Here is a 22,089-nt window from a genome sequence, read left to right as displayed (position 1 = left end):
ATATTAAGTGAACCAAACCTATATGAAAGGATGTCCGTCAAATGACGCACTTAAATGATACCATGTCTACTATTTTATTGACTACTCATAAAAAGAATGCTCATCTTACTAAAGAAGAACGTGTGATGATTGCGACTTTAAAGTCGCAAGGACTTTCCAATCGCGCAATTGGTCGCCAATTAGGAGTTAATCATCAAACAATTAATAACGAGCTCAACCGTGGTACGGTCCGCCAACTTCGTCGTCAAAAATCTAATGGTAAGATTTACGAATATTCTTACTACATCTATAGTTATGAAGCTGGTCAGGCCACATATCTTGAACATCACCGCCATTCTGGTCGTCGTCGCTTATATTATTCTTCAAAGCAATTTTTACGATTAGCTGATCAGCTAATGCTTGGTGAGTTTGACGACCACCATTACTCCCCACAAGCGGTTATTTATAAGGCTCGAGATTTAATGAATGATGGCACCCTGATCCCAAAGTCGGTTGTAACTTTATATCAATGGATTAATGAGGGTGTGCTTCGTACGTCCAATTTAGACCTCTTTGAAAAACCTAAACGTAAGCATCATCAAACTCATCCGCAAGCTAAAAGGTGCTTAGGGCCTAATATTGCTCAACGACCTCAAACTGCGGACCAACGGTCCGAAATTGGCCATTGGGAACTGGATACAGTTCAGGGACAGAAAAACGGTAATGACAGTGTTGTACTAGTAATGACTGATCGCCTTTCACGAGTTAATATCACGAGTAAAATTGCTGGTAAAACTGCGCATGCAGTAAATCAGTTCTTTATAAATTTGCGCCAGAAAATGGGCACAGATGCTTACTATCGCATTTTTAAGACAATAACCTCTGACAACGGTTCAGAATTTAGTGAGTTAACACAAGTTCACGATCATGTTTTCTATGCTGATCCGTATTCCCCTTGGGAACGTGGATCCAATGAGATCAATAACCGGTTTCTCCGCAAGGAGATTACCAAAGGTGAAGCTATAAATAACTATAGTAGTGCTCAGATCATAGCGACTAATGATTGGATGAATCACTATCCACGAGCTATGTTTAATGGACATTCGTCAATGGATATCTATCGTAAGGCCTTCTACCAAGAGATATCACAGCTCCATCAACCAATAATCAATTGGTCAGTATTATTTATTTGAGTCCAGTGGCTAACTTATTCTTGAAATTTAGGATGAAAAAGCAATTTGGAAAATACGGCTGGTACTAAAAAAATAGGCACCACGAGCCAAAGAGGCTCAAGGTGCCTGTTTTCGTGGGAACCATTATTCTCCACGCAGTAGATCGTTAATTTCATTTTTATCGAACTGGTTGAGATCGATCAGCGACTCGCCCATCCATTCCTTCAGATCCGGATCAACGTGCCCAGCCTTGTAGTCGTCATAGTATTCTTGGAGGGCACCGACGCCACCGATGTCTTCGATGATGCCGTAGCCTTTTCCAGAAAGAACCTGGGCTGTTGCGGGACCGGGTTCGTTGGTGATTTTGCGCACGTGGACCGTAAACTCCCAGCTGTCGCCAAAATCGTAGGTGAAGAGCAGTCGGTCGTCGAGCTTTAATGAGGAAACATTGGTCTTGGTAGCGTCCTTAAAATCCGCATTGGCAAATGGGGAGAACATCTCGTCCATTGCTTCGGGCAGTTCAAAGACTTCATTGGTGCGCTCATTTCGCAGGTCATAGAGATGCTCAAACTGACCGTGGAATATGAAGATCATTGCCTCCTCGAGGTCGGCCAGGCTCGCATCGCCGCTGATGACGAATCGTCGCCAAGTTGAAGGATGGAAGTCATTTAATTTAGCCCGCAATTCGTAGGTTTGGTTGCTTGGGGCCGAGAATGTTTTAGCGGGATGGGCCGGTTGGTCAAAGAAGTTGGTTAGGTCCGGCTCGTCACCATTTTGCATTTGCTCGATCGCCGTCTGAACAGCATCTGGATTGTTTTCGATTAGTGAGGACAGCTGTTTGAGTGTATACGTCATTTGCTCGCGTTGACTGCTATAGCCGAGGAATTTTTTGCTGGTATGCTTGATATAAGAATTGACCCGCTGGCTATCGCTTTTCCGAATAATGCCAGTCTTGCTGAGAAAACGGAAGAAACCGGTCAGCATTTCTGTATACATTTCATAATTCTCTGGTTGGGCCGTCATCGAGCTGTAGTAGTAGGCATTGGCTTCCGCGAGACTAGTAGTCGGGAGGATGATCCACTCAATGAAGAGGTAGCGATTGAGAAAGTCATTGAGAAAATCCATTACCAGTTCAAGTGGCAAGCGATAGGATGATGGCAGCGTGTCAACATATTGGGCGATTGCTTGAAGATTATTGTGCTGAATTTGCTGAACAATTTTCGGGTGTTGATCAACCGGCTGCCATTCGTACTTTTCCCACTTCCGCGGATCATCAAATTGGGGCGTAGTGGTCACGTACTTAACGGTTGGCTTCGGTTTTCCTGGCTTATCCGCAAATTTGCTGTTGGCAAACTTGATTAGTTTTCGTGAAAGCAAGATTTCTTGTTTAACTCCCAACGACTGCAAGACTTTGAAGGAGAGTTGCGACAGACTGTCTTGGCGGGGCAGCCCCCTAGTTTTTGCCAACGCCTCTTCAAGTTCCTCTGGGTGTTGGGCAGCATGCTGCTGGTACTTCGTCAACATTAGATTTGTGGCGGTAGGGGCGTAATCATAGGTAAGTTTTTCAGTTGTCAGGGATTCAATTTGAAATTTTTGATCATCAGTCAAATAATCGATCCGGTCGATGGTCTTATGAAAGACCCGCGCAAACTGCTTCGGCGTCAGCGCCTTCGTGACGACTGGGAAACCAGTCACCGCCTCGACGTGCAGGTAGTATGGCTTCCGGTTAATCGTCAGCGGGGCGATGAACCAGGTAGAAAATGCTTGCGGTTCAGCTGATGTGCTTGCTGTTTGTGCTTGTTTCTTTCCCAATTTTTTGGTGAGGTCATTGCCATAGTAAATAGTTGTCATCGTTTGGTCCTCGTTCATTAATTCAAAATTGCGTTCTTAACTCACATTATACGGGACCGCGGGGCGAAAATTGCTTTTTACCGAAAATAACACCCGATAAATTTACAGATTTATCGTGTCCGCAAAGTGTAATTTCTCCAATTCAAGCGTATAAAAATCGCATTGCCCGTCTGTGTTCATTTTGCCGCGCACGCCTTATAATGGTGATAAGCAAGAAAACGCTTTAACAAGGAGTGATCAAGATGGCAAAGGGCACCTACCAACAGGTCAAGGACGCACTGAAGAAGCTGGGTATCGACGACTATTACGTAGTTGACCACCCGGCCGCTCACACGACGGAAGAGGCCGACGAATACATCGCCGGGCACGAGGGCGTGCGGACCAAGACGATGTTTCTCAAGGGGAAGAAGAAAAAGTACTACATGGTGATCATGGACGACAAGAAGCGGATGGACTTCCATGAGTTCCAGGACCTGACCGGGGCCAAGCGGGTCTCGATGGCCCAGCCAGCCGCCCTGGAAGAGCAGCTCGGCCTGGAACCGGGGGTGGTGTCGCCGTTCGGTCTGCTCAACAATGAGGACCACAACGTGACGGTCTACATTGATAAGGACATCGTCGACGAGCCGATCCAGACCTTCCACCCGAATGAAAACACCCACACGCTCTTCATCAAGACGCCGGACCTGATGAAGTTCTTGAAGGCAATCGACTTTGAACCGGAAATCATTGATCTCTAAAATAAATGGACCAGCGCAAGCGACAAACTTGCGCTGGCCTTTTTTATAGCAAATTAAATAACTTCACCATTCTGGCCTACCTGACGACTGAGGCCGGCCACCAATACAACGGGGATGTCTTTAGCGTCACGGCTCGGCACTGGTTTACCTTGATCGGGATGATCCTGAATGCGGATAAACCGACCGAGGGCTTGGAAGCCGTCGACTATCCAAATGATGATGAATAATATAAAAACAGAGGACCAGTTGTACGCGGAAAATACGTACGGCTGGTCTTTTTTCAGTTGGTTCGTCTGGCAATTAATATCATCCGCAACAGTTATATCAAAATTGTTGTATTTTCCAACGTTTTTCATAAGATCCTAAATTTCAAGAATAAGTTAGCCACTGGACTCAAATAAATAATACTGACCAATTGATTATTGGTTGATGGAGCTGTGATATCTCTTGGTAGAAGGCCTTACGATAGATATCCATTGACGAATGTCCATTAAACATAGCTCGTGGATAGTGATTCATCCAATCATTAGTCGCTATGATCTGAGCACTACTATAGTTATTTATAGCTTCACCTTTGGTAATCTCCTTGCGGAGAAACCGGTTATTGATCTCATTGGATCCACGTTCCCAAGGGGAATACGGATCAGCATAGAAAACATGATCGTGAACTTGTGTTAACTCACTAAATTCTGAACCGTTGTCAGAGGTTATTGTCTTAAAAATGCGATAGTAAGCATCTGTGCCCATTTTCTGGCGCAAATTTATAAAGAACTGATTTACTGCATGCGCAGTTTTACCAGCAATTTTACTCGTGATATTAACTCGTGAAAGGCGATCAGTCATTACTAGTACAACACTGTCATTACCGTTTTTCTGTCCCTGAACTGTATCCAGTTCCCAATGGCCAATTTCGGACCGTTGGTCCGCAGTTTGAGGTCGTTGAGCAATATTAGGCCCTAAGCACCTTTTAGCTTGCGGATGAGTTTGATGATGCTTACGTTTAGGTTTTTCAAAGAGGTCTAAATTGGACGTACGAAGCACACCCTCATTAATCCATTGATATAAAGTTACAACCGACTTTGGGATCAGGGTGCCATCATTCATTAAATCTCGAGCCTTATAAATAACCGCTTGTGGGGAGTAATGGTGGTCGTCAAACTCACCAAGCATTAGCTGATCAGCTAATCGTAAAAATTGCTTTGAAGAATAATATAAGCGACGACGACCAGAATGGCGGTGATGTTCAAGATATGTGGCCTGACCAGCTTCATAACTATAGATGTAGTAAGAATATTCGTAAATCTTACCATTAGATTTTTGACGACGAAGTTGGCGGACCGTACCACGGTTGAGCTCGTTATTAATTGTTTGATGATTAACTCCTAATTGGCGACCAATTGCGCGATTGGAAAGTCCTTGCGACTTTAAAGTCGCAATCATCACACGTTCTTCTTTAGTAAGATGAGCATTCTTTTTATGAGTAGTCAATAAAATAGTAGACATGGTATCATTTAAGTGCGTCATTTGACGGACATCCTTTCATATAGGTTTGGTTCACTTAATATGATACCTGATGTCACGCCGAATGGCGTTTTTTATTTACCACCAACTGGGTGGCTAACTTCATTCTATAATCTACCTTTTTCATAAGATGTTCAAATTTTAGTAAAGTTTATGTAAACTTTGATTTTTTTGTGAACGACGATGGTATCGTAGGAACATCAGTCGAGCTGATAGTTTATTGTGAGAGGAGAGGATTAAACGGTGACAAAATTGTTGCAAGAACACCCACACTGGCGGTTCGCGCTCAAGACGCTGTTCTATTTTGTCGTAATTCTCCTGTTGATTTACATGTATGGTTACTATGGCGCTGGCCAAGAACCATTTATCTATAATGAATTCTGATTTGGAGGAAACTATGACCAAAAATATTGTGACATCGTTTGACGAATGTGCGCGGGCAAACGCCAGCCGAGTCGCCTATGACGAGATGGGGACCACCACCACGTACGGCGCACTGCAGGCGGCAACCAACACGCTCGCCGCTTGGCTTGCTAAGCAGGGACTTGCCACCCAGGAGCCAATCCTGGTTTTCGGTGACCACCAGGTTCAAATGATCGAAAGCTTCCTAGCCGCCCTGAAAACCAACCACCCCTACATTCCGGTGGCGACTGATTCTGCCCTGCCGCGGCTCCAGTCGATTCTCGACACGGCCCAGCCTGGCATGGTGATTGCCGTCGATGATTTCCCGAGTGATCAAGTTAAGGTGACCGCACCGGTAATTACCCGGGAACAGCTGGACAAAATCATCGCTACGCCACAAGCATTCACGGTGACTGCACCGGTCAGCGGTGACGACCTGGCATACGTGCTCTTTACGTCCGGGACGACCGGTTCGCCTAAGGGGGTCGAGGTCAGCCACGACAACCTGCGGGCCTTTATCGACTGGATGCTTGGCCCGGACTTCAAGCTGCCGCACCAGGTTAACTACCTCGGCCAACCGCCGTACTCCTTTGATCTTTCAAACATGTACTGGTGGCCGGCCCTGCTGAGCGGCAGCACGATCAAGGCGATCCCGCATGACGTCGTGGAAAACTTCGGTCAGCTCTTTACGGCTCTACCGAAGCTCGACCTAAATATCTTCGTCGGAACCCCATCCTTTGCGGACATGCTGATGCTCAGCCCCGCCTTTAGTGAAAAGCAGATGGGTGGCTTGAAGTTCTTCCTCTTCTGTGGGGAAGAGCTAACCGTCAAGACCGCCCGCAATCTTCAGCAGCGTTTCCCCCACGCCAAGATCTTCAATACCTACGGACCCACCGAGGCTACGGTGGCGATCTCCGGCGTCGAAATCACCCCGGAGATGGTGGCGCACTGTGACCGCCTGCCAGTCGGCTATGCCAAGTCTGGAATTAAGCTCTCAATCTGGAACGGCGATCAAGAAATCACCGAGCCAGGGAAGCAGGGCGAGATCATCATCAGTGGCGATAGCGTGGCCCAGGGCTACATGAACAATTCTGAAAAGACAGCCAAGGCCTTCTTCACGCTGAACGGCCAACGCGCCTACCGGACCGGGGATGCCGGGGTGCTGGACGCCGATGGGCTCCTCCACCACAAGGGTCGGATGGACTTCCAGATCAAACTTCATGGCTTCCGGGTCGAGCTCGACGAGGTCCGGGCCAGCCTGGAGAAGAGTCCCCTGATCAAGCAGGCGGTGGCCGTGCCGAAGTACAACCGGGACGGCAAGGTGACCCACCTGATCGCCGACGTGATTCCCCAGAGTCAGCCGGACGATCCCGCTGCCCTGACCAAGGCAATTCGGGAGAGCCTGCAGGGCCTGATCATGCCGTACATGATGCCGACCCAGTTCGTCTACCGCGACAGCTTCCCAATGTCGGCCAACGGCAAGATCGCTATTAAACAACTGATTAGCGAGGCCAATAAATGATGAATTGGATCGCTAGTCTACCGAACTTCAGTGCTTACGGAACCCCCGTTTACTTCATCTACTTGATCCTGGCCATTCTCCCCTTGGGGATCGGCCTCTACTTCGGGAAGCGCTTCGGCTGGTACGAAGCACTGATCAGTTTTATCTTCATTTTTCTGATGTTTGACGGGGCCAGCTGGCGGCAGGGGATTTCCCTGATTGCCTACGTCATCTGGGAAACCTGCCTGGTGATGTACTACCATCACTATCGCCAGCAGAATAACGCTGCCGGGGTTTTCTATCTCTTTACGGCGCTCTCGATTGCCCCGTTGGTAGTCGTCAAGCTGACGCCGGCGATGGTCGGTCACAACTCCCTGCTCGGCTTTCTCGGAATTTCCTACCTGACCTTCCGGGCGACCGGGACGATCATCGAGAGCCGGGACGGGATGGTCAAGGACATCTCGGCCTGGAAGTTCATCCGCTTCATGCTCTTCATGCCGACCCTGACGTCCGGGCCAATCGATCGCTACCGGCGTTTTGCCAAGGATTACGCCAAGGTGCCGAGTCGGGAGGACTACCTGGCCCTGGTCAATAAGGGGACCTTCTATCTCTTCCTTGGCTTCCTGTACAAGTTCGTGATCGGTTATTACTTTGGTCAACGGATCTACCCAATGTTTGAACGAATGGCGATGATGCAGCCGTCAATGCTGTCGTGGAGCATGCTGGGGGTCATGTACTCATACGGCTTCTACCTGTTCTTCGACTTCGCCGGCTACTCGCTCTTCGCGGTCGCCATCTCGTACTTCATGGGCGTTCGCTCGCCAATGAACTTCAAGCAGCCCTTTAAATCCAAGAACATCAAGGAATTCTGGAACCGCTGGCACATCAGCCTGTCCTTCTGGTTCCGTGACTACATCTTCATGCGCTTCGTCTTCTTAGCCACCAAGAAGCACTGGTTTAAAAACCGCAACACCCTGTCAGCAACGGCTTACATGTTGAACATGGTCCTGATGGGCTTCTGGCACGGGATCACCTGGTACTACATCCTGTACGGGTTCATCCACGGGCTTGCCCTGGTGATCAATGACTGGTGGCTGCGGTACAAGCGCAAGCACCTGAAGAACCTGCCCCACAACAAATTGACGACGGGCGTGGCCATCTTCATTACCTTTAACTTTGTCATGTTTACATTTTTAATCTTCAGCGGGTTCTTAAATACCTACCTGCTGAGACATTAATTTAGGAGGATTAACATTATGCAAGAACAAATTATCAACATTTTAGCTGACGCAACCGGTCGCGACGCTGCTGACTTCAGCGACGCCAGTCAGGATCTTTTTGAATCCGGCCTGCTTGATTCAATGGCCACGGTGTCCCTGTTGCTGGGACTCCAGGATGCCTTTGACATTCAGGTGCCGGTTTCTGAATTTGACCGGAGCCAGTGGAACACGGTTGAAAAGATCGAACAGCGGGTAAAGGAGCTGCAAAATGCATAATGGCAAGCGCCTGTGGTCGATCTTCGGCCCGGTAATTCTTGCTTTCGTCCTCGTCCTGATCCTTTTCTTCCTGCCGATCAAGGCTAACCATTCGCTGAATACGGAGAAGCAGGCCGCCGTTTCGCTGAGCCCGACCGTCTTTAAGAATCAATCCCTGAAGACTCAGGCTCTTACCGACAAGCGGACTAAATTCGTCCCCTTTTTCGGCTCCAGTGAATTTCGGCGAATGGATCGCTACCACCCGTCAGTGATGGCGGCCCGTTACCACGACTACACGCCGTTCCTCTTCGGCTCCCGTGGAACCCAATCGTTACCGCAGTTCTTCAACATCAATTCGATGGAAAATGCGATGCAGGGCCAAAAGGCGGTCTACATTATCTCACCCCAGTGGTTTACCAAGCAGGGAGTCATGAAGCCGGCCTTTCAGTACTATAACGGTTCCTACGCTAATCTGACCTGGCTTAGGCATGCCAATCCAAAGTCGCCCTATGACCGCTACGTGGCTAGACGACTGCTGAAGCTGGTCGGCGACGACGGCACGGTTGGTGAGGGAGCCCGCAAGATCGCGGCTGGCAAGGCGCTGAATTCGTGGGACCGGACAGTGATCAACATGCGGATCACGATGCTGGCCCACGAGGACGCCCTCTTCTCCGACTATCAAATCAACCGGAACTATCAAAATCACATCTTGCCAAACGTCAATAAGCTGCCGAAAAAGTATGATTATCACCGATTGACCGCCCAGGCCGAGCGGGTCGGCAAGCGCGACTCCGGCAATAACCCCTTTGGCATCCGCAACGCCTTCTTTGAAAAACGGGTTAAGTCCCATCTCAAGAAGATGGCAGGCTCCCAGCGGAAGTTCTCCTACACGGCCTCGCCGGAATACGGTGATCTTCAAGTGGTTCTCAATCAGTTCAAGAACACCAATTCCAATGTGCTCTTCGTCATTCCACCGGTCAACGCCAAGTGGGAAAAGTTCACGGGGTTGAACATGAACATGTACTACCGGAGCGTGGCGAAGATCAAGTTCCAGCTGCGTCAACAGGGCTTCACTCATATCTTGGATCTGTCCCATGACGGTAACAAACCGGCCTTCATGGAGGATACCATCCACATCGGTTGGGCCGGCTGGGTCAAGTTTGACCACGAGACAAACCGCTTCATCTCGCAAAAGCAGCCGCAGCCGAGCTACCGGATGAATGACCAGTTCTTGTCGAAGCGCTGGGCGAACCTGAACCCGACAAAGCAGAATTTGCAGAACTTTAAGAAGCAAGAATTGCAAAAGTAAGTTAAGAATGCTTATTTAGATTAAAAAAAGGGCCAACCATTCACTTCAACTATGAAGTGAATGACTGGCCCTTTTAGTCGGTGAGTTTGGTAAGAATGTCCTTCAAAATGGCAATGAAACGTTGCTCCTCAGCGCTGGCGGCGTGGTGGGCTCGCTGGAGATAGCCGATTTTAATGATTTGCTGCGGCAGGAAGGGGCGGGCGATGATCCCGGCGTCGACGTAGCCAGGAGTGACCACGCCGGTGCCGAGGTTGTAGCCGGCGGTGTGGGCGAGCAGATTATCCATCGTGCCGCGGTCCTGGACATAGACGACCTGGCGAGCAAAGCTGGTGAATTCTTCCAGCAGGCTGAGTGAGAGGTCGTCGTGGCGGTAGGTCAGGCAGGGAAAGTCTTTCAAGTCGGCCGCGGTGATTGATTGCTTTTGCGCCAGGGGATGGCTGCGGTTGATGAACACCTGGGCGGTCGTGGTCATAAGCGGGGTGAATACCAGGGCCTGGTCGGCAAAACGCCGGGCCAGGAGCTCACGGTTCAAATCGGCCACGGTTGTGATTCCCAGATCGGCGGTCCCGGTGGCGACGTGGTGGGCAACCGCGGTGGAGCGCTCCTCCCAGAAGCTCAGCTGGTACTCATCCTCTTGGTAAGCCTGCAGAAGCTCTTGAATTGCCGCGGCCCCGAAGCTGTAGTGCTGGGACGCCACGGTCAGCGTGTGGCGCGGCGATTGGTGCTGACGACGGAAGTGGGCCCGGATGTTTTGCTCCTGGGCGACCAGCATGCGGGCGTATTGGAGCAGGTCCTGGCCGTCGGGAGTGAACTGGACGCCGCGGTTGCTGCGGATCAGGATTTGGATGCCGAGTTCGCGCTCCAGCTGGTGGATGGCGTTGCTGATGCTGGGCTGGGTGACGTAGAGGGCCTTGGCCGCCTGGGAGATCGACCGGTACTTGGCGATGGCGATCAGGTAGCGGTACTGCTGAAATGTCATGACAATTCCTCCTTGCGATAGCCAAATCTTATGGCCGATGATAGGAAAAGTCAAATAGACGGGCGCGGCGCCGTGGGCTACACTGGAAATAAATATTGATAAAGAGGGTAATCAAATGACGGCAGATGTGACGATTCGGGTGGCCCGGCTGACGGACGCACCCCGTTTGGTAGAAATTTATGCACCGTACGTAGAGAAAACGGTGATTACTTTTGAATATGACGTGCCGACGGTGGACGACTTCCGCCAGCGGATGGCCAACACGCTGGTCAAGTATCCCTACATTGTGGCCGAGCAGTTCGGCCAGGTGGTCGGCTATGCCTACGTGGGGCCCTTTGTCGGTCGTGAAGCCTATGACTGGAGCGTCGAAACCTCGATCTACGTCGATCCGGACTGCCGGCACACCGGCGTTGGCGGCAAGCTCTACGCGGCACTGGAGAAGATCGTCAAGGAAATGGGAATTTTGAACCTCAACGCCTGCATCGGCTACCCGGCAACGGATGACGACAAGTACCTGACGAAGAACAGTGCCCAATTCCACAAGCACCTCGGCTACCAGCTGGTCGGTGAGTTCCACCGCTGTGGCTACAAGTTTGGCCGCTGGTATGACATGATCTGGATGGAAAAGTTGCTGGGTGACCATCCGGCCGACGCCCAGCCGGTGAAGAACTTCAACGACGTCCGGGATGTTATCCGGGAGAAGTACGGAATTGAATAAGTAGAATGTTGATTTGACAACAGAGGACAATGTTAAAGGGTATCTGAATTAGATGCCCTTTTTTGATTGCTCAGGCTTAAGCTTTAAAGTTTTTCCCATTCCTTGAGATCATCGGGCATTTGATATTTCCCGTGCCAGTCCTTAAAAAGCTTCTCGATGGTTGCTGGCGATTGTTTCGTTGGAATTAGTGTCAATGTGCCATCGTTCCCCTTAATAATTCGGAATTCTGTTCCCGGTTGAACCTGAAATGATTTTGGAATTGGTACTACTGTCTCGTTTCCTTGAAGCTCTACTTTAACAGTTTCCATGTCATCCCCTCCTCATAAAGTTATTTTGTCATAGGCAACTAGAATAAGCAAAAGCACCCGTGCTAGCGCTCTTTTCTTATACCTTCTATTCCGCCACGCCAAGTTCACGCAGTGCCTCCAGCAAGGCTTGGAAAAATTGCTGAATATTGACTTCCCCGGTCGGCAGGACGCAGGGCTTCAAGAGGGCGTTGACGTCGGCGGTTGACTGGTCGATCTTGTCGACGATTTCCAAACCGTCCTTGAGCAGGAAGCACTGCTTTTCGCGCGAATTCTCGGGATCCACCCGCCGGATCATCAGGTTGCGCTTCTCCAGGCGCTTAATCATGTTGGTGACGGTTGCCGCCTGCTTGTTCAGCGCCTGGTTAATCTCCTTTTGCCGGGTGCCGGGATGGTCATTGACGAAGCTAATGATGGTGGCAGTGTCGGCCGTCAGCTGGAGCTCCTTTAGCTTCGTCAGAATGTACTTGTTTTCCATTTGCCCGACGAGATAAATTTGTTCGCCGAGACTTGCGGGTAGTTGATAACGCATGGTTCCCCTCCTGAAAGTTGTTGATAAAACTATTTTAGCGAATTGTTGGTCTTTGTCAATCGCATTTTCTCATCAAGATCCCTAAATACAGTCGTTTAATGGCACTTTGTTGTCGCAAAAACTTTTCTGAAAAAATCGTTGACTTTCGCCAAATACTTGTGTAGGATAATAGTCAATCAAAACAGTTGTCGCAACAACTAAAAGAAATGAGGCTTGAACATGAAATTGACGACTCCCCAGGGGCGCTTTGGCCTTGGCGAAAAGGACAGCGCGAATCCCCACTTTAACGGTCCGGTCTGGATCCACGAAATCCTCGGCTTTGACTACCCAATGCTTGCCGACACGGTCACCTTTGCGCCGGGCGTGCGGAACAACTGGCATCGCCATGCTGCCGGACAGGTGCTCTTCGTGACCGACGGCGAAGGCTGGTACCAGGAGCAGGGCAAGCCCGCTCAGCGACTGATTGCGGGCGACGTGGTCAAAATCCCGGCCGGCGTCTGGCACTGGCACGGCGCCGCCAAGGACAGCTACTTTACCCACCTGGCGCTCGAAGATTGGTCGAAGGGCGAACCGACCTGGGGTGACCCGGTCAGTGATGCGGATTACGACCAACTGCCATAGGGGGGGGGGTGCGAAGCATGAGATGGCTTGAAATAATCGTTGCAGCCATGCTGACGGTACTTGCCAGCTGGGGCTTGGCCCGGCCCGTTCACGCGGCCGCTAAGCCGGGCCGGACACTGGTGGTTTACTTCTCTTACAGCGGGACCACTAAGCAGGTTGCCGAAGAATTGCACCGCCAGGTCGGCGGCGACCTCGTCCGGATCGAACCCGCGAAGCCCTATTCCCAGAGCTATTCGGCGGTCAGTGCCCGGGCCGGTAAGGAGTACTTTGGCCACTTGTCACCAGCCGTTAAGACGCGGGTTAAGAACATGGATCAGTACCAAAACATTTTTGTTGGCTACCCGATCTGGTACAACACAGCCCCAATGGTGGTCAAAACCTTCCTGCGTCAGTATGACCTGCGGGGAAAGAATATTTACCCGTTCTCAACCTTTTCATCGAGTCGGCTGGGCAAGAGCGTCCGCCTAATCAAGAAGGCGGCGCCGGGAGCCGAGATTAAGCCGGGCCTGCCGGTGGATGATACTGGGGCACCGCACGACGAGATTCAGCAGTGGTTGCACCAAGTGAACTTTAAGCAAGATTAGGAGGAAAAATTATGAAGCGTGTCGTATTAGTAACCGGATCGAGCCGGGGGATGGGCAAGGCCGAGATTGAAGAATTTGCTTCCCGTGGCGATGACGTCATCATTAACTACGTCCATAACCAGACCATGGCCGAAGCCGTGAAGCAGGAGGTCAGCGCCAAGTATGGCGTCCGGGCCCTAGCCATTCAGGCCGATTTATCAAAGGAAGCCGCTGTTCGGCGCCTCGCTGCCACGGCCCTGCAGGAATTCGGACGGGTTGACGTTTTGGTCAACAACGCCGGAATCGCCCTCTATGGCAAGTTTGAAGATAAAAAGCTGGCGGACTGGGAAAAGTCAATGCAAGTCAACCTCTACGCCCCATTCCTTTTAACCCAGCTTCTGGCGCCGGAAATGGCTAAGAACAAGTATGGGAAGATCGTCAACATCGCAACGATCGACGTCATGACGACCTACAATCCCGAGAGCGCGGAGTACGATGCCTCCAAGGCGGCCCTGATCAACCTGACGAAGAACAGTGCCCTCCAGTACCAGCCGGACGTCAACGTCAACTGCGTCTGCCCGGGCTGGGTGGCGACCGACATGAACAAGGACCTGCCGCAGGACCTTTTGGACTACCAGCAGGCCAAGACCTGTAAGGGGCGGCTGGCTAAGCCGGAAGAGGTGGCTAAGCTGGTGGCCTTCCTTGCCAGCGACGATGCCGCCTTTATCGACGGTGAAGTGATTAAGATTGACGGTGGCTACAAGCTGATGAACTAAGAAAGAAGCGAGGATTGATGACGAAGGGTGGCAAAAGGGCGCTGATTGTTGTGATGGCCGCGGTGGTGCTGGCGCTCACCTATCTGTCCGGCTTCTTTGGGATCGGAACCCCGGCGCTTTCGGGAAGTCGGCCCGGTCAATCACACGGGCGACCAGTGCCGACGCTCTTTATCCATGGTTTTGGCGGCAATGCGCGGTCCAGCAACATGCTGATTCGGCGGATTGCGGCGGATGGCTATGGCCAGCGTTCCATTCGGGCGACGGTTTCACCAAACGGCAAGGTCAAATACACTGGTCGGTGGCACCAGGGTGATGGCCAGCCCCTGGTTCAGGTGATTTTTGCTAACAATCATGAGGGGGACTACCACGTTGCGGCGGGATGGATCGGCACGATCGTCAACCACCTGCATCAAAAGTACGGGGTGGAGCGCTTCAACGCCGTGGCTCACTCCTACGGGAACAACGCCATTGTTTACTACCTGGCGACCCACCGGGATGGGCCAGCCAGGGTTAATAAGCTGGTCGACATTGCCTCGTGCGTCAACACTGATCGCGCGCAAGATCGCGAATTTAGGGAGCACCAGACCGGGGGATTTGCGACCTATGTCAAAGAGATGAGGGCCGACCAGCAATGGTACGAGGGCCGGCACTCACCATTCAATGGCGCGCACTTCAGCGACCTCAACATCTACGGAACCTACCAGGGGAAACCGAGCGACGGTGCGGTCAGTCACGAAAGTGCCCAGGGCTTGCGCCAGGACTTCGCCGGAATCACGGGGACCTACCAGGAACGTGAATTTCGCGGGCCGCTTGCCCAGCACAGTGCTTTGACCCGGTATAATCCGGCGGTGGCCCAAGCGATTGCCCAGTTTTTGAAGAATTAAATTGAAAGTGTCACACAACGGTTAGCCACGTGCTAGCAATTGTGCGGCGTTTTTTGTCAGCGGCAGTACGGATTTGAACTATTCGGCCAAAACTACTAGAATATTCACATTAACTTGCGGAAGAAGTGGAATTTAATGTCAACCATCAATCCTTACCGGCGGGGAATCACCGTCGAGCTCTTTTCGATCGCCTGGATGGTTTTCGAGTTTCTCGTCGGCTTTTTCTCTGGGCTGCAGGCCCATTCGCTGCTGCTGATCGCCTTTGGCCTGGACAGCCTGCTGGAGATCATCTCCGGTGGGGCCCTGCTGTGGCGGCTAATTGTCGGCTTTCGACGGCCTGCTGAGGAGGTGGCCAGGATCGAACGCCGAGCCAGCCGAATCGTGGGCTGGTGCCTGCTGGCGCTGGCGGTCTACATCGTTCTGACCTCGGGTTATAATCTGCTAGCCCACCAGGGAGCGGAGAGCAGCCTGGCCGGCACCCTGATGGCCCTGGCCTCGCTGATCTGCATGCCGATCCTGATGATGATCAAGCTGCGGGTCGCCGGGGAGGTCAACTCGGCCGCGCTCAAAGAAGATGCCATGTGCAACCTGACCTGTGCCTACACTGCGGCCGCGGTCCTGGTCGGCAACCTCCTGACAATTTGGCAAGGCTGGTGGTGGTCGGACAGCGTTTTCTCACTCCTGCTGGTCTTCTTCATTGTTAAAGAGGGGCTTGAAGGTGTGCGGGGTTAGCTTTCTGCTGCTAATTTAACTAATCAGAGCATCTCACGCGGATGCTCTTTTTAATTGCCCCTCTATGTTAGAATAAGGTAAAACTAACAAGGTGGTGCTAACAATGAACAAAGACCGACTGGCTGCCTTCGCCGATGCGGTGCTGGCAATTATTATTACGATCCTGGTGTTAGAACTGGAAAAGCCGGAACACACGACGCTTGCAGGCTTCTTAAAACTGTGGCCGAATTACATGGCCTACGCGATCTCCTTCTTCTGGCTCGGAGCGATGTGGATCAACATGCACAACGAGTGGTACCACATCAAGCGGGTGACGACCGGGACCCTCTGGGCAACGCTGATCATGCTCTTCTTCTCCTCGCTCTTTCCGTACGCGACGAGCATCATGTCAGCCCACTACGATGACGTTGGCGCCCAGACCTTCTACGGGATCGTTGTCCTTCTGATTACCTTCGCCAACACCAACATGTACGCCTCGGTCGCCAAGGCTGATGGCAAGAAGTCGTACGGAGAATGGCTGAAGGAGCGCAGCCGTGGTTGGATCGTTCCCGACGTCCTCATCAAAGTGGTCGGCCTGATTCTGACACTGACGGTGTGGCCACCGGCAATGCTCTACTCGGTTCTGGTGACCCTGCTCTGCCTGGTCATCCCGAACCAGCTCAAGCACCGGATGGAGTAAATTGTTAAAAATGCAAAACGGCAGGACGTTTCACGGCGCCCTGCTTTTAAAATGTTCCACGGGAAACATTGTGACTTGTTACTTGTCTTGGTGGCTGTTCGATGGGGTACAATGGAACCATGAACGAGCACGGAAGGAAAGTGAGATCAATGGACCAACAGATGCGCTACTTTATCGCGGTGGTGGACCGCCACAGCTTCACCGCGGCCGCTCTGGACAACAACATTTCCCAATCGGCGATTTCCCAGCAGGTCAAGGAGCTGGAGAACAACTTGGGTGTGAAACTGCTGGAGCGCAAGGGCCGCAGCTTCACCGTGACCCCGGCCGGCGAATATTTCTACCGCCAGGCTCAGCAGATCGTCAAGCAGCTTGATCAGCTCAGGGCCGAAACCCAGCGGATCGCCAGGGGCAGTGAGCAGTACGTCCTGCACCTGGGCTACCTGCGCAACTTTGGCACCCAGGAGTTTCTCCAGGCCCTGGCCGAATTTTCCAAGCAGTACCCGAACGTGGAGGTCAAGATCACCAGCGGGATGCACGAGGAGCTGTTCAAGCTGCTGCGGTCCGATCGGGTCGATCTGAACTTCTCCGACCAACGGCGGGCACTGTCGGACGAGTACAACAACCGCCTGCTGACGGAGACCGACTTCATGGCGGTGGTCAGTTCGAGCAAGTTTGCCGACCGGGAAAAGATCACCACGGCGGAGCTGGCTGACCTGCCGTGCATTCTGGTGGTCAATCCCCAGCAGGCGGGGGAAGAGGAGGACTACTACCGGGATATCCTGGGGATCCACAGCGCCTTCCGGGTGGTCAGCACCTTTGGCGAGGCCCAGGCGCTGGTCGTGGCCAACCAGGGATACATCTTGGTTAACGGCCGGACGAAGGACCTGATCGACCCGCAGCTCTCGCGGATCCTCCCGCTCTACAACGGCAAGCGCCCGCTGCACCAGAAGTACTACGCCTATTGGAAGAAAGACAACTCGGGCTATTACATCGAGGCCTTCGCCGACAAGCTGGCGGAACAATTTCAGAAATAAGAAAGCCCTCAGGCGCAATGAATAGTTGCGCTTGAGGGTTGTTTTCATTTAGCAGCCTTCCGTGTTACCCGGGCGACGTTAAAGCAAGCGGCCAGCGAGATCAGCGCGATCACCAGCATGATTAACACAGCCGTGTTGTAAGCAGCCGATCGGGAAGCAATTCCACTGGTCAGGGCCACCGTGATCGACATCCCCACGGAGCTGCCGAGTTGGTGGACGACGTTGACGACCCCGGACGCGGAGCCGGCAATCGCCGGGCCCGCATTTGCCACCCCGGAGCTAGTCTGTAGGCTGAACGCTAGACCCTGGCCAATTCCCAATAGGATCATCATGGTACCTCCTTTGATTCACGAATGATCGTACTACTTAGAGTAAACTCTAAGTCAACTGTTCCGGCTGAAAATCTTCAATAAGTTTTTCTTATCCAAACCATCAAAAAGCGGAATTGGTCTGGCCGCGCGTTCCCGCTATCATATAGACAATCAATCAGAACGAAACATTGACTAACAAGGGAGAGATCAACAATGGCAATTAGTAAAAACGCACAGGCATACCACGAAAAGATGTTTCCGGGCTACCAGTCCGACTTCAAGCGGACCGACCCTGAGTTTATCGAACGCTTCGACAACTTTGCCTTCGATGAGGTGGTCAACCACGACGACCTAGATGGCAAGACCCGCTTCATGACGATTTTGGCAACGCTGCTCGGCTGTCAGGGGATTGACGAATTTAAGGCCATGGTTCCGGCAGCAATGAACTTTGGCCTGACCCCGGTCGAGATCAAGGAAATCGTCTACCAGGCGGTCGCCTACCTTGGGATTGGCCGGGTCTTCCCCTTCCTCAAGGCTACCAATGAGATTTTTGAACAGCGCGGCATCAAGCTGCCACTGGAAGGACAGGCCAATACCACGACGGCGGATCGTCTGACCGCTGGTGAACAAGCCCAGGTTGACATCTTCGGCGACGGGATGAAGGGCTTCTGGAAGTCCGGTCCGGCCGAAACGCGCCACATCAACTATTGGCTGACCGATAACTGTTTTGGTGACTACTACACCCGGTCCGGCTTGGACAAGCGGCAGCGGGAGATGATCACCTTCTGTTTTATCTCTGCCCAGGGTGGTGCGGAACCGCAGCTGATCGGCCACGCTAAGGGCAACATGCGCGTCGGCAATGACCGGGAGTTCCTGATTAAGGTGATTTCCCAAAACATTCCCTACATCGGTTATCCGCGGAGCCTGAACGCCCTGCGTTGCGTCAACGAAGCGGCGGACCAGCTGAAGGAGCAGAATTAAAATGGAAACGATGATTGCCAACGACCAACAGGAGCTGGTCAACCTTTACCGGATGGAGAACGAGGCGATGGTCGCCCGCGACGTCGCCACCCTCAATCGGATTCTGGCGCCGGGAATGCAGCTGGTGCACATGACCGGCTACGTGCAGCCCAAGCTGGAATGGATTGACCAGATTCAAAACGGCGACATGTACTATCTTTCCTCGACCGAGGACCGGATCAAGGACGTCCAGATTGACGGCAATCGCGCCAGCCTGGTTGGCCAGAACCGGGTTCGGGCCAGCGTTTGGGGCAGTGCGGTTGCCACCTGGCCGCTCCAGATGAGGGTCGAATACGAAAAGGACAACGGGAAATGGCTGATTGTCAGACAAGAGGCTTCTACTTATTGAGAGAGGGGACTAAAATTGAGTAAAACATTGATTGCCTACTACTCCTGGTCGGGCACGACCAAGCGGCTGGCGGAACGGATTCACAAATTGCTGCCGGATTCGACATTGCTGGAACTGACGGTGGCCCCGGGGATCTTCTCCCGGGACATGTACAAGACGGCCGACATTGCCAAGCAGCAGATGCGCGCCGGCGAATTGCCGCAGCTGACCAACCAGCTGCCGGACCTGACCGACTACGACCTGGTGCTGGTCGGCGGCCCAGTCTGGACCTACTCGCCATCGACACCGGTATTGTCTTTCCTGCACGCCCTTGGCGACTACGCCGGGAAAGTGGCGCCGTTCTACACCAGCGTCGGCAACAACGGCGATTATGAGAGACAGTTTGCCGATGAAAATCCGCAGCTGCGGGTCCTCACCGGCAATGACAACGGTAAGAATTTGAAGAATTGGCTGGAAGAGCTCGAGGAGGAATAAACGATGACTAAGGTATTAATTATTGGTGCAACCGGGACCGTCGGCAGTGCGGTCCGGCAAACGCTTTTGAACGAAACGAATGACACGCTGACCCTCTTTGCCCGGTCCGCGAACCGCATCCAAGCCGGCGACCGCGAGACGGTGATCAGCGGTGACGTCATGAACGACGCCGACCTCGACCGGGCCATGCAAGGACAGGACGTGGTCTTTGCCGCCCTGTTCGGCAGCCTGGGCCGCTTTGCCAAGCAGATCGTGGCGGCGATGGACCGGAATGGCGTTTCCCGTTTGCTCTTCATCTCCTCGATGGGGATCTACAACGAGGTACCCGCGGGGATGGGTGACAATCTCAAGGATAGCCCCGTCCTGCAGCCTTATCGGGAGGCGGCCGACGTGATCGAAGCCTCGGACCTGAACTACACGGTCATTCGGCCCGGCTGGTTCACGTCCGGCCCGGTCGACTACGAGGTCACGGAGAAGGGTCAGCCATTCGGTGGGCACAACGTCTCCGTCAGCTCGATTGCCGATTTGGTGAAGCGCCTGAGTGCGGATCCAAGCCTTTATTCCAAGAATAGCGTGGGGATCAACACGCCAAGCAAGTAAAAATTAACGGCGAGCCAGCATTTGTGGCCCGCCGTTTTTCGTTAACCAGCAGTTAAGGTCCTTTAACTAAGGCACAATTGACTTGGTGATCGTTCAGCAGTAACTTATAATTAGTAAGTGACAAGAAGGGGGATTTTACCATGAACAATTCCACGATTGAAGCACAATTGAATCACCGCTCGATTCGCAAATTTAAGGATCAGCCGCTGACGACCGACCAGCTGAACACTCTTTACGAAGTGGCCCGGCACACCTCTTCCGGCCAGTTCCTCCAGCAGTTTTCGATTATCCACGTCACCGATCCGACCAAGAAACAGCAGATCGCGGCGATTGCCCACCAGCCCTACATTGCCGGAAATGGGGACCTCTTCATCTTCATTGCCGACCTGAACCGGAACGCGAAGATTCGTGAAAAGGCGCACCAGCCCCTCGGCCGGCTGGACACGACCGACATTCTAATGGAGGCCTTTTTCGATGCGACCCTGGCGGTGCAGAACATGCTGGTGGCAGCCGAAAGCGCGGGCCTGGGCGGAGTCGTCCTCGGCAGTATCCACAATGACAACCAGGCGATCAGCGACCTGCTCCACCTGCCCAAGCTGACAGCGCCGGTCTTGGGATTGAAGATTGGCGTTCCCGCTGATGAGTCGGAAGAAAAGCCGCGTCTGCCCCTTGACGCCCTGGTCTTTGAAAATGAGTATCCGGCCGGTGGGGTGGCGGAGTCTACCCTCGCCGACTACGATCAAACCCTGCACGATTATTACGCTAGTCGAACAACCAATGCCCGCGACACCAGCTTCACCGATCTAATTGCCGGCCGGGCCAGTGCCCTGAACGACCGGCCTGCCAGCCCGCGGGATGCCTTTATTCAGTACGCTCAGCAGCAGGGACTATTAAAGCGTTAGGGGGATTTTATAATGAAACAAATTGATAGCCAGCGGGTTTCGCCGCTCGATAACTACAAGCTGCTGTCCGGGCTGGTGGCTCCACGGCCGATTGCCTGGATTTCCACCTGGAATGCGGGCCACCACAACTTGAACCTGGCGCCCTTCAGTTTTTTCTCGGTAGTGCCGGGGTCGCGGCCGCTGGTGACCGTGGCGATTGGGCGAATTGATGGCCAACCGAAGGACACCACGGCCAATCTGCTTCGTGAGCACGAGGGGGTTGTTAACTTGGTGGACCGGCAGCTGGCGGCGCAGATGAACATGACCGCGGCCAGCCTGCCAAGTGGCGAGAGTGAGGCTGATCTTGCAGGACTGACCACCGCGGATAGCCAGCGGGTAACGACGCCCGGAATTGCGGGAAGCAAGGCGCGCCTGGAGGTTAAGCTGGACCAAGTGGTGCCAATTAAGAATCGGGATGGAGAAACCGACGCAGATCTCCTGATCTTGGAGGTCGTCAACTATGACTTGGCGGACCAGATTGTCGACGATCGCTATCACGTCGACGCCACCGCGCTCGATCCAATTTCCCGGATCGCCGGACCAAACTACAGCCGGCTTGGCGAGCGCTTCTCGATGGCGCGGCCAAAGTAAAATTAAAGAAGATCAGCCGATTCAAACGCGCGC

At 52.7% G+C, this 22,089-nt stretch carries 28 protein-coding genes; 22 read left to right on the top strand and 6 right to left on the bottom strand.

The window, feature by feature from the left end; all coding sequences use genetic code 11:
* Window positions 1-41 precede the first annotated feature (41 nt).
* The gene (locus LKE23_RS06800; protein ID WP_291976173.1) at window positions 42-1,172 is read left to right on the top strand and encodes an IS30 family transposase; all 1,131 of its coding nucleotides are present in this window, start codon (window positions 42-44) and stop codon (window positions 1,170-1,172) included.
* A 123-nt stretch (window positions 1,173-1,295) separates the two neighbouring features.
* Here LKE23_RS06800 and LKE23_RS06795 read toward each other — a convergent pair whose 3' ends face one another.
* The gene (locus LKE23_RS06795; protein ID WP_291976597.1) at window positions 1,296-3,002 is read right to left on the bottom strand and encodes a plasmid pRiA4b ORF-3 family protein; all 1,707 of its coding nucleotides are present in this window, start codon (window positions 3,000-3,002) and stop codon (window positions 1,296-1,298) included.
* A gap of 242 nt (window positions 3,003-3,244) precedes the next feature.
* Between LKE23_RS06795 and LKE23_RS06790 the strand changes: the two genes are divergently transcribed.
* Window positions 3,245-3,739, top strand: coding sequence for a prolyl-tRNA synthetase associated domain-containing protein (locus tag LKE23_RS06790; RefSeq protein ID WP_291976596.1), 495 nt, complete (start codon window positions 3,245-3,247; stop codon window positions 3,737-3,739).
* A 5-nt stretch (window positions 3,740-3,744) separates the two neighbouring features.
* Window positions 3,745-3,966, top strand: a complete 222-nt coding sequence (locus LKE23_RS06785) for a hypothetical protein (protein WP_291976595.1) — start codon at window positions 3,745-3,747, stop codon at window positions 3,964-3,966.
* Between the two features lie 166 nt (window positions 3,967-4,132).
* Here the strand turns inward: LKE23_RS06785 and LKE23_RS06780 are convergent, their stop codons facing one another.
* Entirely contained in the window at window positions 4,133-5,263 is a 1,131-nt protein-coding gene (locus tag LKE23_RS06780) for an IS30 family transposase (protein WP_291976173.1), read from the bottom strand.
* Window positions 5,264-5,503: 240 nt separating this feature from the next.
* Here LKE23_RS06780 and LKE23_RS06775 point away from each other — a divergent pair, with 240 nt between their 5' ends.
* From LKE23_RS06775 to dltD, 5 genes are read left to right on the top strand one after another with little or no spacing between them, the layout of a single operon-like run.
* Window positions 5,504-5,644 (top strand): teichoic acid D-Ala incorporation-associated protein DltX, encoded by a 141-nt coding sequence (locus tag LKE23_RS06775; RefSeq protein WP_291976594.1) that lies wholly within the window; start codon window positions 5,504-5,506, stop codon window positions 5,642-5,644.
* 13 nt (window positions 5,645-5,657) lie between these two features.
* The gene (gene dltA / locus LKE23_RS06770; protein WP_291976592.1) at window positions 5,658-7,184 is read left to right on the top strand and encodes a D-alanine--poly(phosphoribitol) ligase subunit DltA; all 1,527 of its coding nucleotides are present in this window, start codon (window positions 5,658-5,660) and stop codon (window positions 7,182-7,184) included.
* The gene (gene dltB / locus LKE23_RS06765) at window positions 7,181-8,401 is read left to right on the top strand and encodes a D-alanyl-lipoteichoic acid biosynthesis protein DltB (RefSeq protein ID WP_291976591.1); all 1,221 of its coding nucleotides are present in this window, start codon (window positions 7,181-7,183) and stop codon (window positions 8,399-8,401) included. Before dltA ends, dltB begins: the two co-directional genes overlap by 4 nt.
* 18 nt (window positions 8,402-8,419) lie before the next feature.
* The gene (dltC, locus tag LKE23_RS06760; RefSeq protein WP_291976590.1) at window positions 8,420-8,659 is read left to right on the top strand and encodes a D-alanine--poly(phosphoribitol) ligase subunit DltC; all 240 of its coding nucleotides are present in this window, start codon (window positions 8,420-8,422) and stop codon (window positions 8,657-8,659) included.
* The gene (gene dltD, locus LKE23_RS06755; protein WP_291976589.1) at window positions 8,652-9,947 is read left to right on the top strand and encodes a D-alanyl-lipoteichoic acid biosynthesis protein DltD; all 1,296 of its coding nucleotides are present in this window, start codon (window positions 8,652-8,654) and stop codon (window positions 9,945-9,947) included. The genes dltC and dltD overlap by 8 nt, the downstream gene beginning before the upstream one ends.
* A gap of 73 nt (window positions 9,948-10,020) precedes the next feature.
* Here the strand turns inward: dltD and LKE23_RS06750 are convergent, their stop codons facing one another.
* Window positions 10,021-10,926, bottom strand: coding sequence for a LysR family transcriptional regulator (locus LKE23_RS06750; RefSeq protein WP_291976588.1), 906 nt, complete (start codon window positions 10,924-10,926; stop codon window positions 10,021-10,023).
* A 115-nt stretch (window positions 10,927-11,041) separates the two neighbouring features.
* On the opposite strand from LKE23_RS06750, the gene LKE23_RS06745 reads away from it, so the two are divergent.
* A complete protein-coding gene (locus LKE23_RS06745; RefSeq protein WP_291976587.1) occupies window positions 11,042-11,644 on the top strand; it encodes a GNAT family N-acetyltransferase in 603 nt (200 codons plus the stop codon).
* Window positions 11,645-11,727: 83 nt separating this feature from the next.
* Here LKE23_RS06745 and mazE read toward each other — a convergent pair whose 3' ends face one another.
* Together mazE and LKE23_RS06735 are read right to left on the bottom strand one after the other, a co-directional pair.
* The gene (gene mazE, locus LKE23_RS06740; protein WP_291976586.1) at window positions 11,728-11,952 is read right to left on the bottom strand and encodes a type II toxin-antitoxin system PemI/MazE family antitoxin; all 225 of its coding nucleotides are present in this window, start codon (window positions 11,950-11,952) and stop codon (window positions 11,728-11,730) included.
* Between the two features lie 85 nt (window positions 11,953-12,037).
* A complete protein-coding gene (locus LKE23_RS06735) occupies window positions 12,038-12,481 on the bottom strand; it encodes a MarR family winged helix-turn-helix transcriptional regulator (protein ID WP_291976585.1) in 444 nt (147 codons plus the stop codon).
* 219 nt (window positions 12,482-12,700) lie between these two features.
* On the opposite strand from LKE23_RS06735, the gene LKE23_RS06730 reads away from it, so the two are divergent.
* From LKE23_RS06730 to LKE23_RS06700, 7 genes are all read left to right on the top strand, one after another.
* Window positions 12,701-13,102, top strand: a complete 402-nt coding sequence (locus tag LKE23_RS06730; protein WP_291976584.1) for a cupin domain-containing protein — start codon at window positions 12,701-12,703, stop codon at window positions 13,100-13,102.
* 17 nt (window positions 13,103-13,119) lie between these two features.
* Window positions 13,120-13,686: a flavodoxin gene (locus LKE23_RS06725; RefSeq protein WP_291976583.1), complete on the top strand. Its 567-nt coding sequence runs from the start codon at window positions 13,120-13,122 to the stop codon at window positions 13,684-13,686.
* An 11-nt stretch (window positions 13,687-13,697) separates the two neighbouring features.
* A complete protein-coding gene (locus tag LKE23_RS06720) occupies window positions 13,698-14,441 on the top strand; it encodes an SDR family NAD(P)-dependent oxidoreductase (protein WP_291976582.1) in 744 nt (247 codons plus the stop codon).
* A gap of 17 nt (window positions 14,442-14,458) precedes the next feature.
* Window positions 14,459-15,325 (top strand): alpha/beta hydrolase, encoded by an 867-nt coding sequence (locus tag LKE23_RS06715; RefSeq protein ID WP_291976581.1) that lies wholly within the window; start codon window positions 14,459-14,461, stop codon window positions 15,323-15,325.
* A gap of 135 nt (window positions 15,326-15,460) precedes the next feature.
* Window positions 15,461-16,057 (top strand): cation transporter, encoded by a 597-nt coding sequence (locus tag LKE23_RS06710; protein WP_291976580.1) that lies wholly within the window; start codon window positions 15,461-15,463, stop codon window positions 16,055-16,057.
* 103 nt (window positions 16,058-16,160) lie between these two features.
* Window positions 16,161-16,736 carry a TMEM175 family protein gene (locus LKE23_RS06705; protein WP_291976578.1) on the top strand — a complete coding sequence of 192 codons (576 nt, stop codon included), beginning with the start codon at window positions 16,161-16,163 and terminating at the stop codon, window positions 16,734-16,736.
* Window positions 16,737-16,885: 149 nt separating this feature from the next.
* Window positions 16,886-17,770, top strand: a complete 885-nt coding sequence (locus LKE23_RS06700) for a LysR family transcriptional regulator (protein ID WP_291976577.1) — start codon at window positions 16,886-16,888, stop codon at window positions 17,768-17,770.
* A gap of 44 nt (window positions 17,771-17,814) precedes the next feature.
* Here the strand turns inward: LKE23_RS06700 and LKE23_RS06695 are convergent, their stop codons facing one another.
* The gene (locus LKE23_RS06695; protein ID WP_291976576.1) at window positions 17,815-18,099 is read right to left on the bottom strand and encodes a hypothetical protein; all 285 of its coding nucleotides are present in this window, start codon (window positions 18,097-18,099) and stop codon (window positions 17,815-17,817) included.
* 195 nt (window positions 18,100-18,294) lie between these two features.
* Between LKE23_RS06695 and LKE23_RS06690 the strand changes: the two genes are divergently transcribed.
* The 6 genes from LKE23_RS06690 (at window position 18,295) to LKE23_RS06665 (ending at window position 22,056) form a co-directional block, all read left to right on the top strand.
* Window positions 18,295-19,062, top strand: coding sequence for a carboxymuconolactone decarboxylase family protein (locus LKE23_RS06690; protein WP_291976575.1), 768 nt, complete (start codon window positions 18,295-18,297; stop codon window positions 19,060-19,062).
* Between the two features lie 10 nt (window positions 19,063-19,072).
* Window positions 19,073-19,450, top strand: coding sequence for a nuclear transport factor 2 family protein (locus tag LKE23_RS06685; RefSeq protein WP_434737615.1), 378 nt, complete (start codon window positions 19,073-19,075; stop codon window positions 19,448-19,450).
* A 15-nt stretch (window positions 19,451-19,465) separates the two neighbouring features.
* Window positions 19,466-19,924, top strand: coding sequence for a flavodoxin (locus tag LKE23_RS06680; RefSeq protein WP_291976573.1), 459 nt, complete (start codon window positions 19,466-19,468; stop codon window positions 19,922-19,924).
* A gap of 3 nt (window positions 19,925-19,927) precedes the next feature.
* Entirely contained in the window at window positions 19,928-20,524 is a 597-nt protein-coding gene (locus LKE23_RS06675; protein ID WP_291976572.1) for an NAD(P)H-binding protein, read from the top strand.
* Window positions 20,525-20,664: 140 nt separating this feature from the next.
* Window positions 20,665-21,426 carry an NADPH-dependent oxidoreductase gene (locus LKE23_RS06670; RefSeq protein ID WP_291976571.1) on the top strand — a complete coding sequence of 254 codons (762 nt, stop codon included), beginning with the start codon at window positions 20,665-20,667 and terminating at the stop codon, window positions 21,424-21,426.
* Window positions 21,427-21,438: 12 nt separating this feature from the next.
* Entirely contained in the window at window positions 21,439-22,056 is a 618-nt protein-coding gene (locus LKE23_RS06665; RefSeq protein WP_291976570.1) for a flavin reductase family protein, read from the top strand.
* Window positions 22,057-22,089: the final 33 nt, after the last annotated feature.

Source organism: Limosilactobacillus sp., assembly GCF_022482365.1.
GTDB lineage: Bacteria > Bacillota > Bacilli > Lactobacillales > Lactobacillaceae > Limosilactobacillus.
This window is presented reverse-complemented; position numbering and strand designations above follow the sequence as displayed.

Bases quoted from the DNA above. Each gene is read 5' to 3' on its own strand.
- LKE23_RS06700 (WP_291976577.1), top strand. From the start codon at position 16,886: ATGGACCAACAGATGCGCTACTTTATCGCGGTGGTGGACCGCCACAGC.
- LKE23_RS06745 (WP_291976587.1), top strand. From the start codon at position 11,042: ATGACGGCAGATGTGACGATTCGGGTGGCCCGGCTGACGGACGCACCC.
- LKE23_RS06670 (WP_291976571.1), top strand. From the start codon at position 20,665: ATGAACAATTCCACGATTGAAGCACAATTGAATCACCGCTCGATTCGC.
- LKE23_RS06720 (WP_291976582.1), top strand. From the start codon at position 13,698: ATGAAGCGTGTCGTATTAGTAACCGGATCGAGCCGGGGGATGGGCAAG.
- LKE23_RS06710 (WP_291976580.1), top strand. From the start codon at position 15,461: ATGTCAACCATCAATCCTTACCGGCGGGGAATCACCGTCGAGCTCTTT.
- LKE23_RS06705 (WP_291976578.1), top strand. From the start codon at position 16,161: ATGAACAAAGACCGACTGGCTGCCTTCGCCGATGCGGTGCTGGCAATT.
- LKE23_RS06715 (WP_291976581.1), top strand. From the start codon at position 14,459: ATGACGAAGGGTGGCAAAAGGGCGCTGATTGTTGTGATGGCCGCGGTG.
- LKE23_RS06725 (WP_291976583.1), top strand. From the start codon at position 13,120: ATGAGATGGCTTGAAATAATCGTTGCAGCCATGCTGACGGTACTTGCC.
- LKE23_RS06695 (WP_291976576.1), bottom strand. From the start codon at position 18,099: ATGATCCTATTGGGAATTGGCCAGGGTCTAGCGTTCAGCCTACAGACT.
- LKE23_RS06735 (WP_291976585.1), bottom strand. From the start codon at position 12,481: ATGCGTTATCAACTACCCGCAAGTCTCGGCGAACAAATTTATCTCGTC.
- LKE23_RS06665 (WP_291976570.1), top strand. From the start codon at position 21,439: ATGAAACAAATTGATAGCCAGCGGGTTTCGCCGCTCGATAACTACAAG.
- LKE23_RS06675 (WP_291976572.1), top strand. From the start codon at position 19,928: ATGACTAAGGTATTAATTATTGGTGCAACCGGGACCGTCGGCAGTGCG.
- LKE23_RS06800 (WP_291976173.1), top strand. From the start codon at position 42: ATGACGCACTTAAATGATACCATGTCTACTATTTTATTGACTACTCAT.
- mazE (WP_291976586.1), bottom strand. From the start codon at position 11,952: ATGGAAACTGTTAAAGTAGAGCTTCAAGGAAACGAGACAGTAGTACCA.
- LKE23_RS06790 (WP_291976596.1), top strand. From the start codon at position 3,245: ATGGCAAAGGGCACCTACCAACAGGTCAAGGACGCACTGAAGAAGCTG.
- LKE23_RS06685 (WP_434737615.1), top strand. From the start codon at position 19,073: ATGATTGCCAACGACCAACAGGAGCTGGTCAACCTTTACCGGATGGAG.
- LKE23_RS06730 (WP_291976584.1), top strand. From the start codon at position 12,701: ATGAAATTGACGACTCCCCAGGGGCGCTTTGGCCTTGGCGAAAAGGAC.
- LKE23_RS06795 (WP_291976597.1), bottom strand. From the start codon at position 3,002: ATGACAACTATTTACTATGGCAATGACCTCACCAAAAAATTGGGAAAG.
- LKE23_RS06690 (WP_291976575.1), top strand. From the start codon at position 18,295: ATGGCAATTAGTAAAAACGCACAGGCATACCACGAAAAGATGTTTCCG.
- dltC (WP_291976590.1), top strand. From the start codon at position 8,420: ATGCAAGAACAAATTATCAACATTTTAGCTGACGCAACCGGTCGCGAC.
- LKE23_RS06780 (WP_291976173.1), bottom strand. From the start codon at position 5,263: ATGACGCACTTAAATGATACCATGTCTACTATTTTATTGACTACTCAT.
- LKE23_RS06785 (WP_291976595.1), top strand. From the start codon at position 3,745: ATGGACCAGCGCAAGCGACAAACTTGCGCTGGCCTTTTTTATAGCAAA.
- LKE23_RS06750 (WP_291976588.1), bottom strand. From the start codon at position 10,926: ATGACATTTCAGCAGTACCGCTACCTGATCGCCATCGCCAAGTACCGG.
- dltB (WP_291976591.1), top strand. From the start codon at position 7,181: ATGATGAATTGGATCGCTAGTCTACCGAACTTCAGTGCTTACGGAACC.
- dltA (WP_291976592.1), top strand. From the start codon at position 5,658: ATGACCAAAAATATTGTGACATCGTTTGACGAATGTGCGCGGGCAAAC.
- dltD (WP_291976589.1), top strand. From the start codon at position 8,652: ATGCATAATGGCAAGCGCCTGTGGTCGATCTTCGGCCCGGTAATTCTT.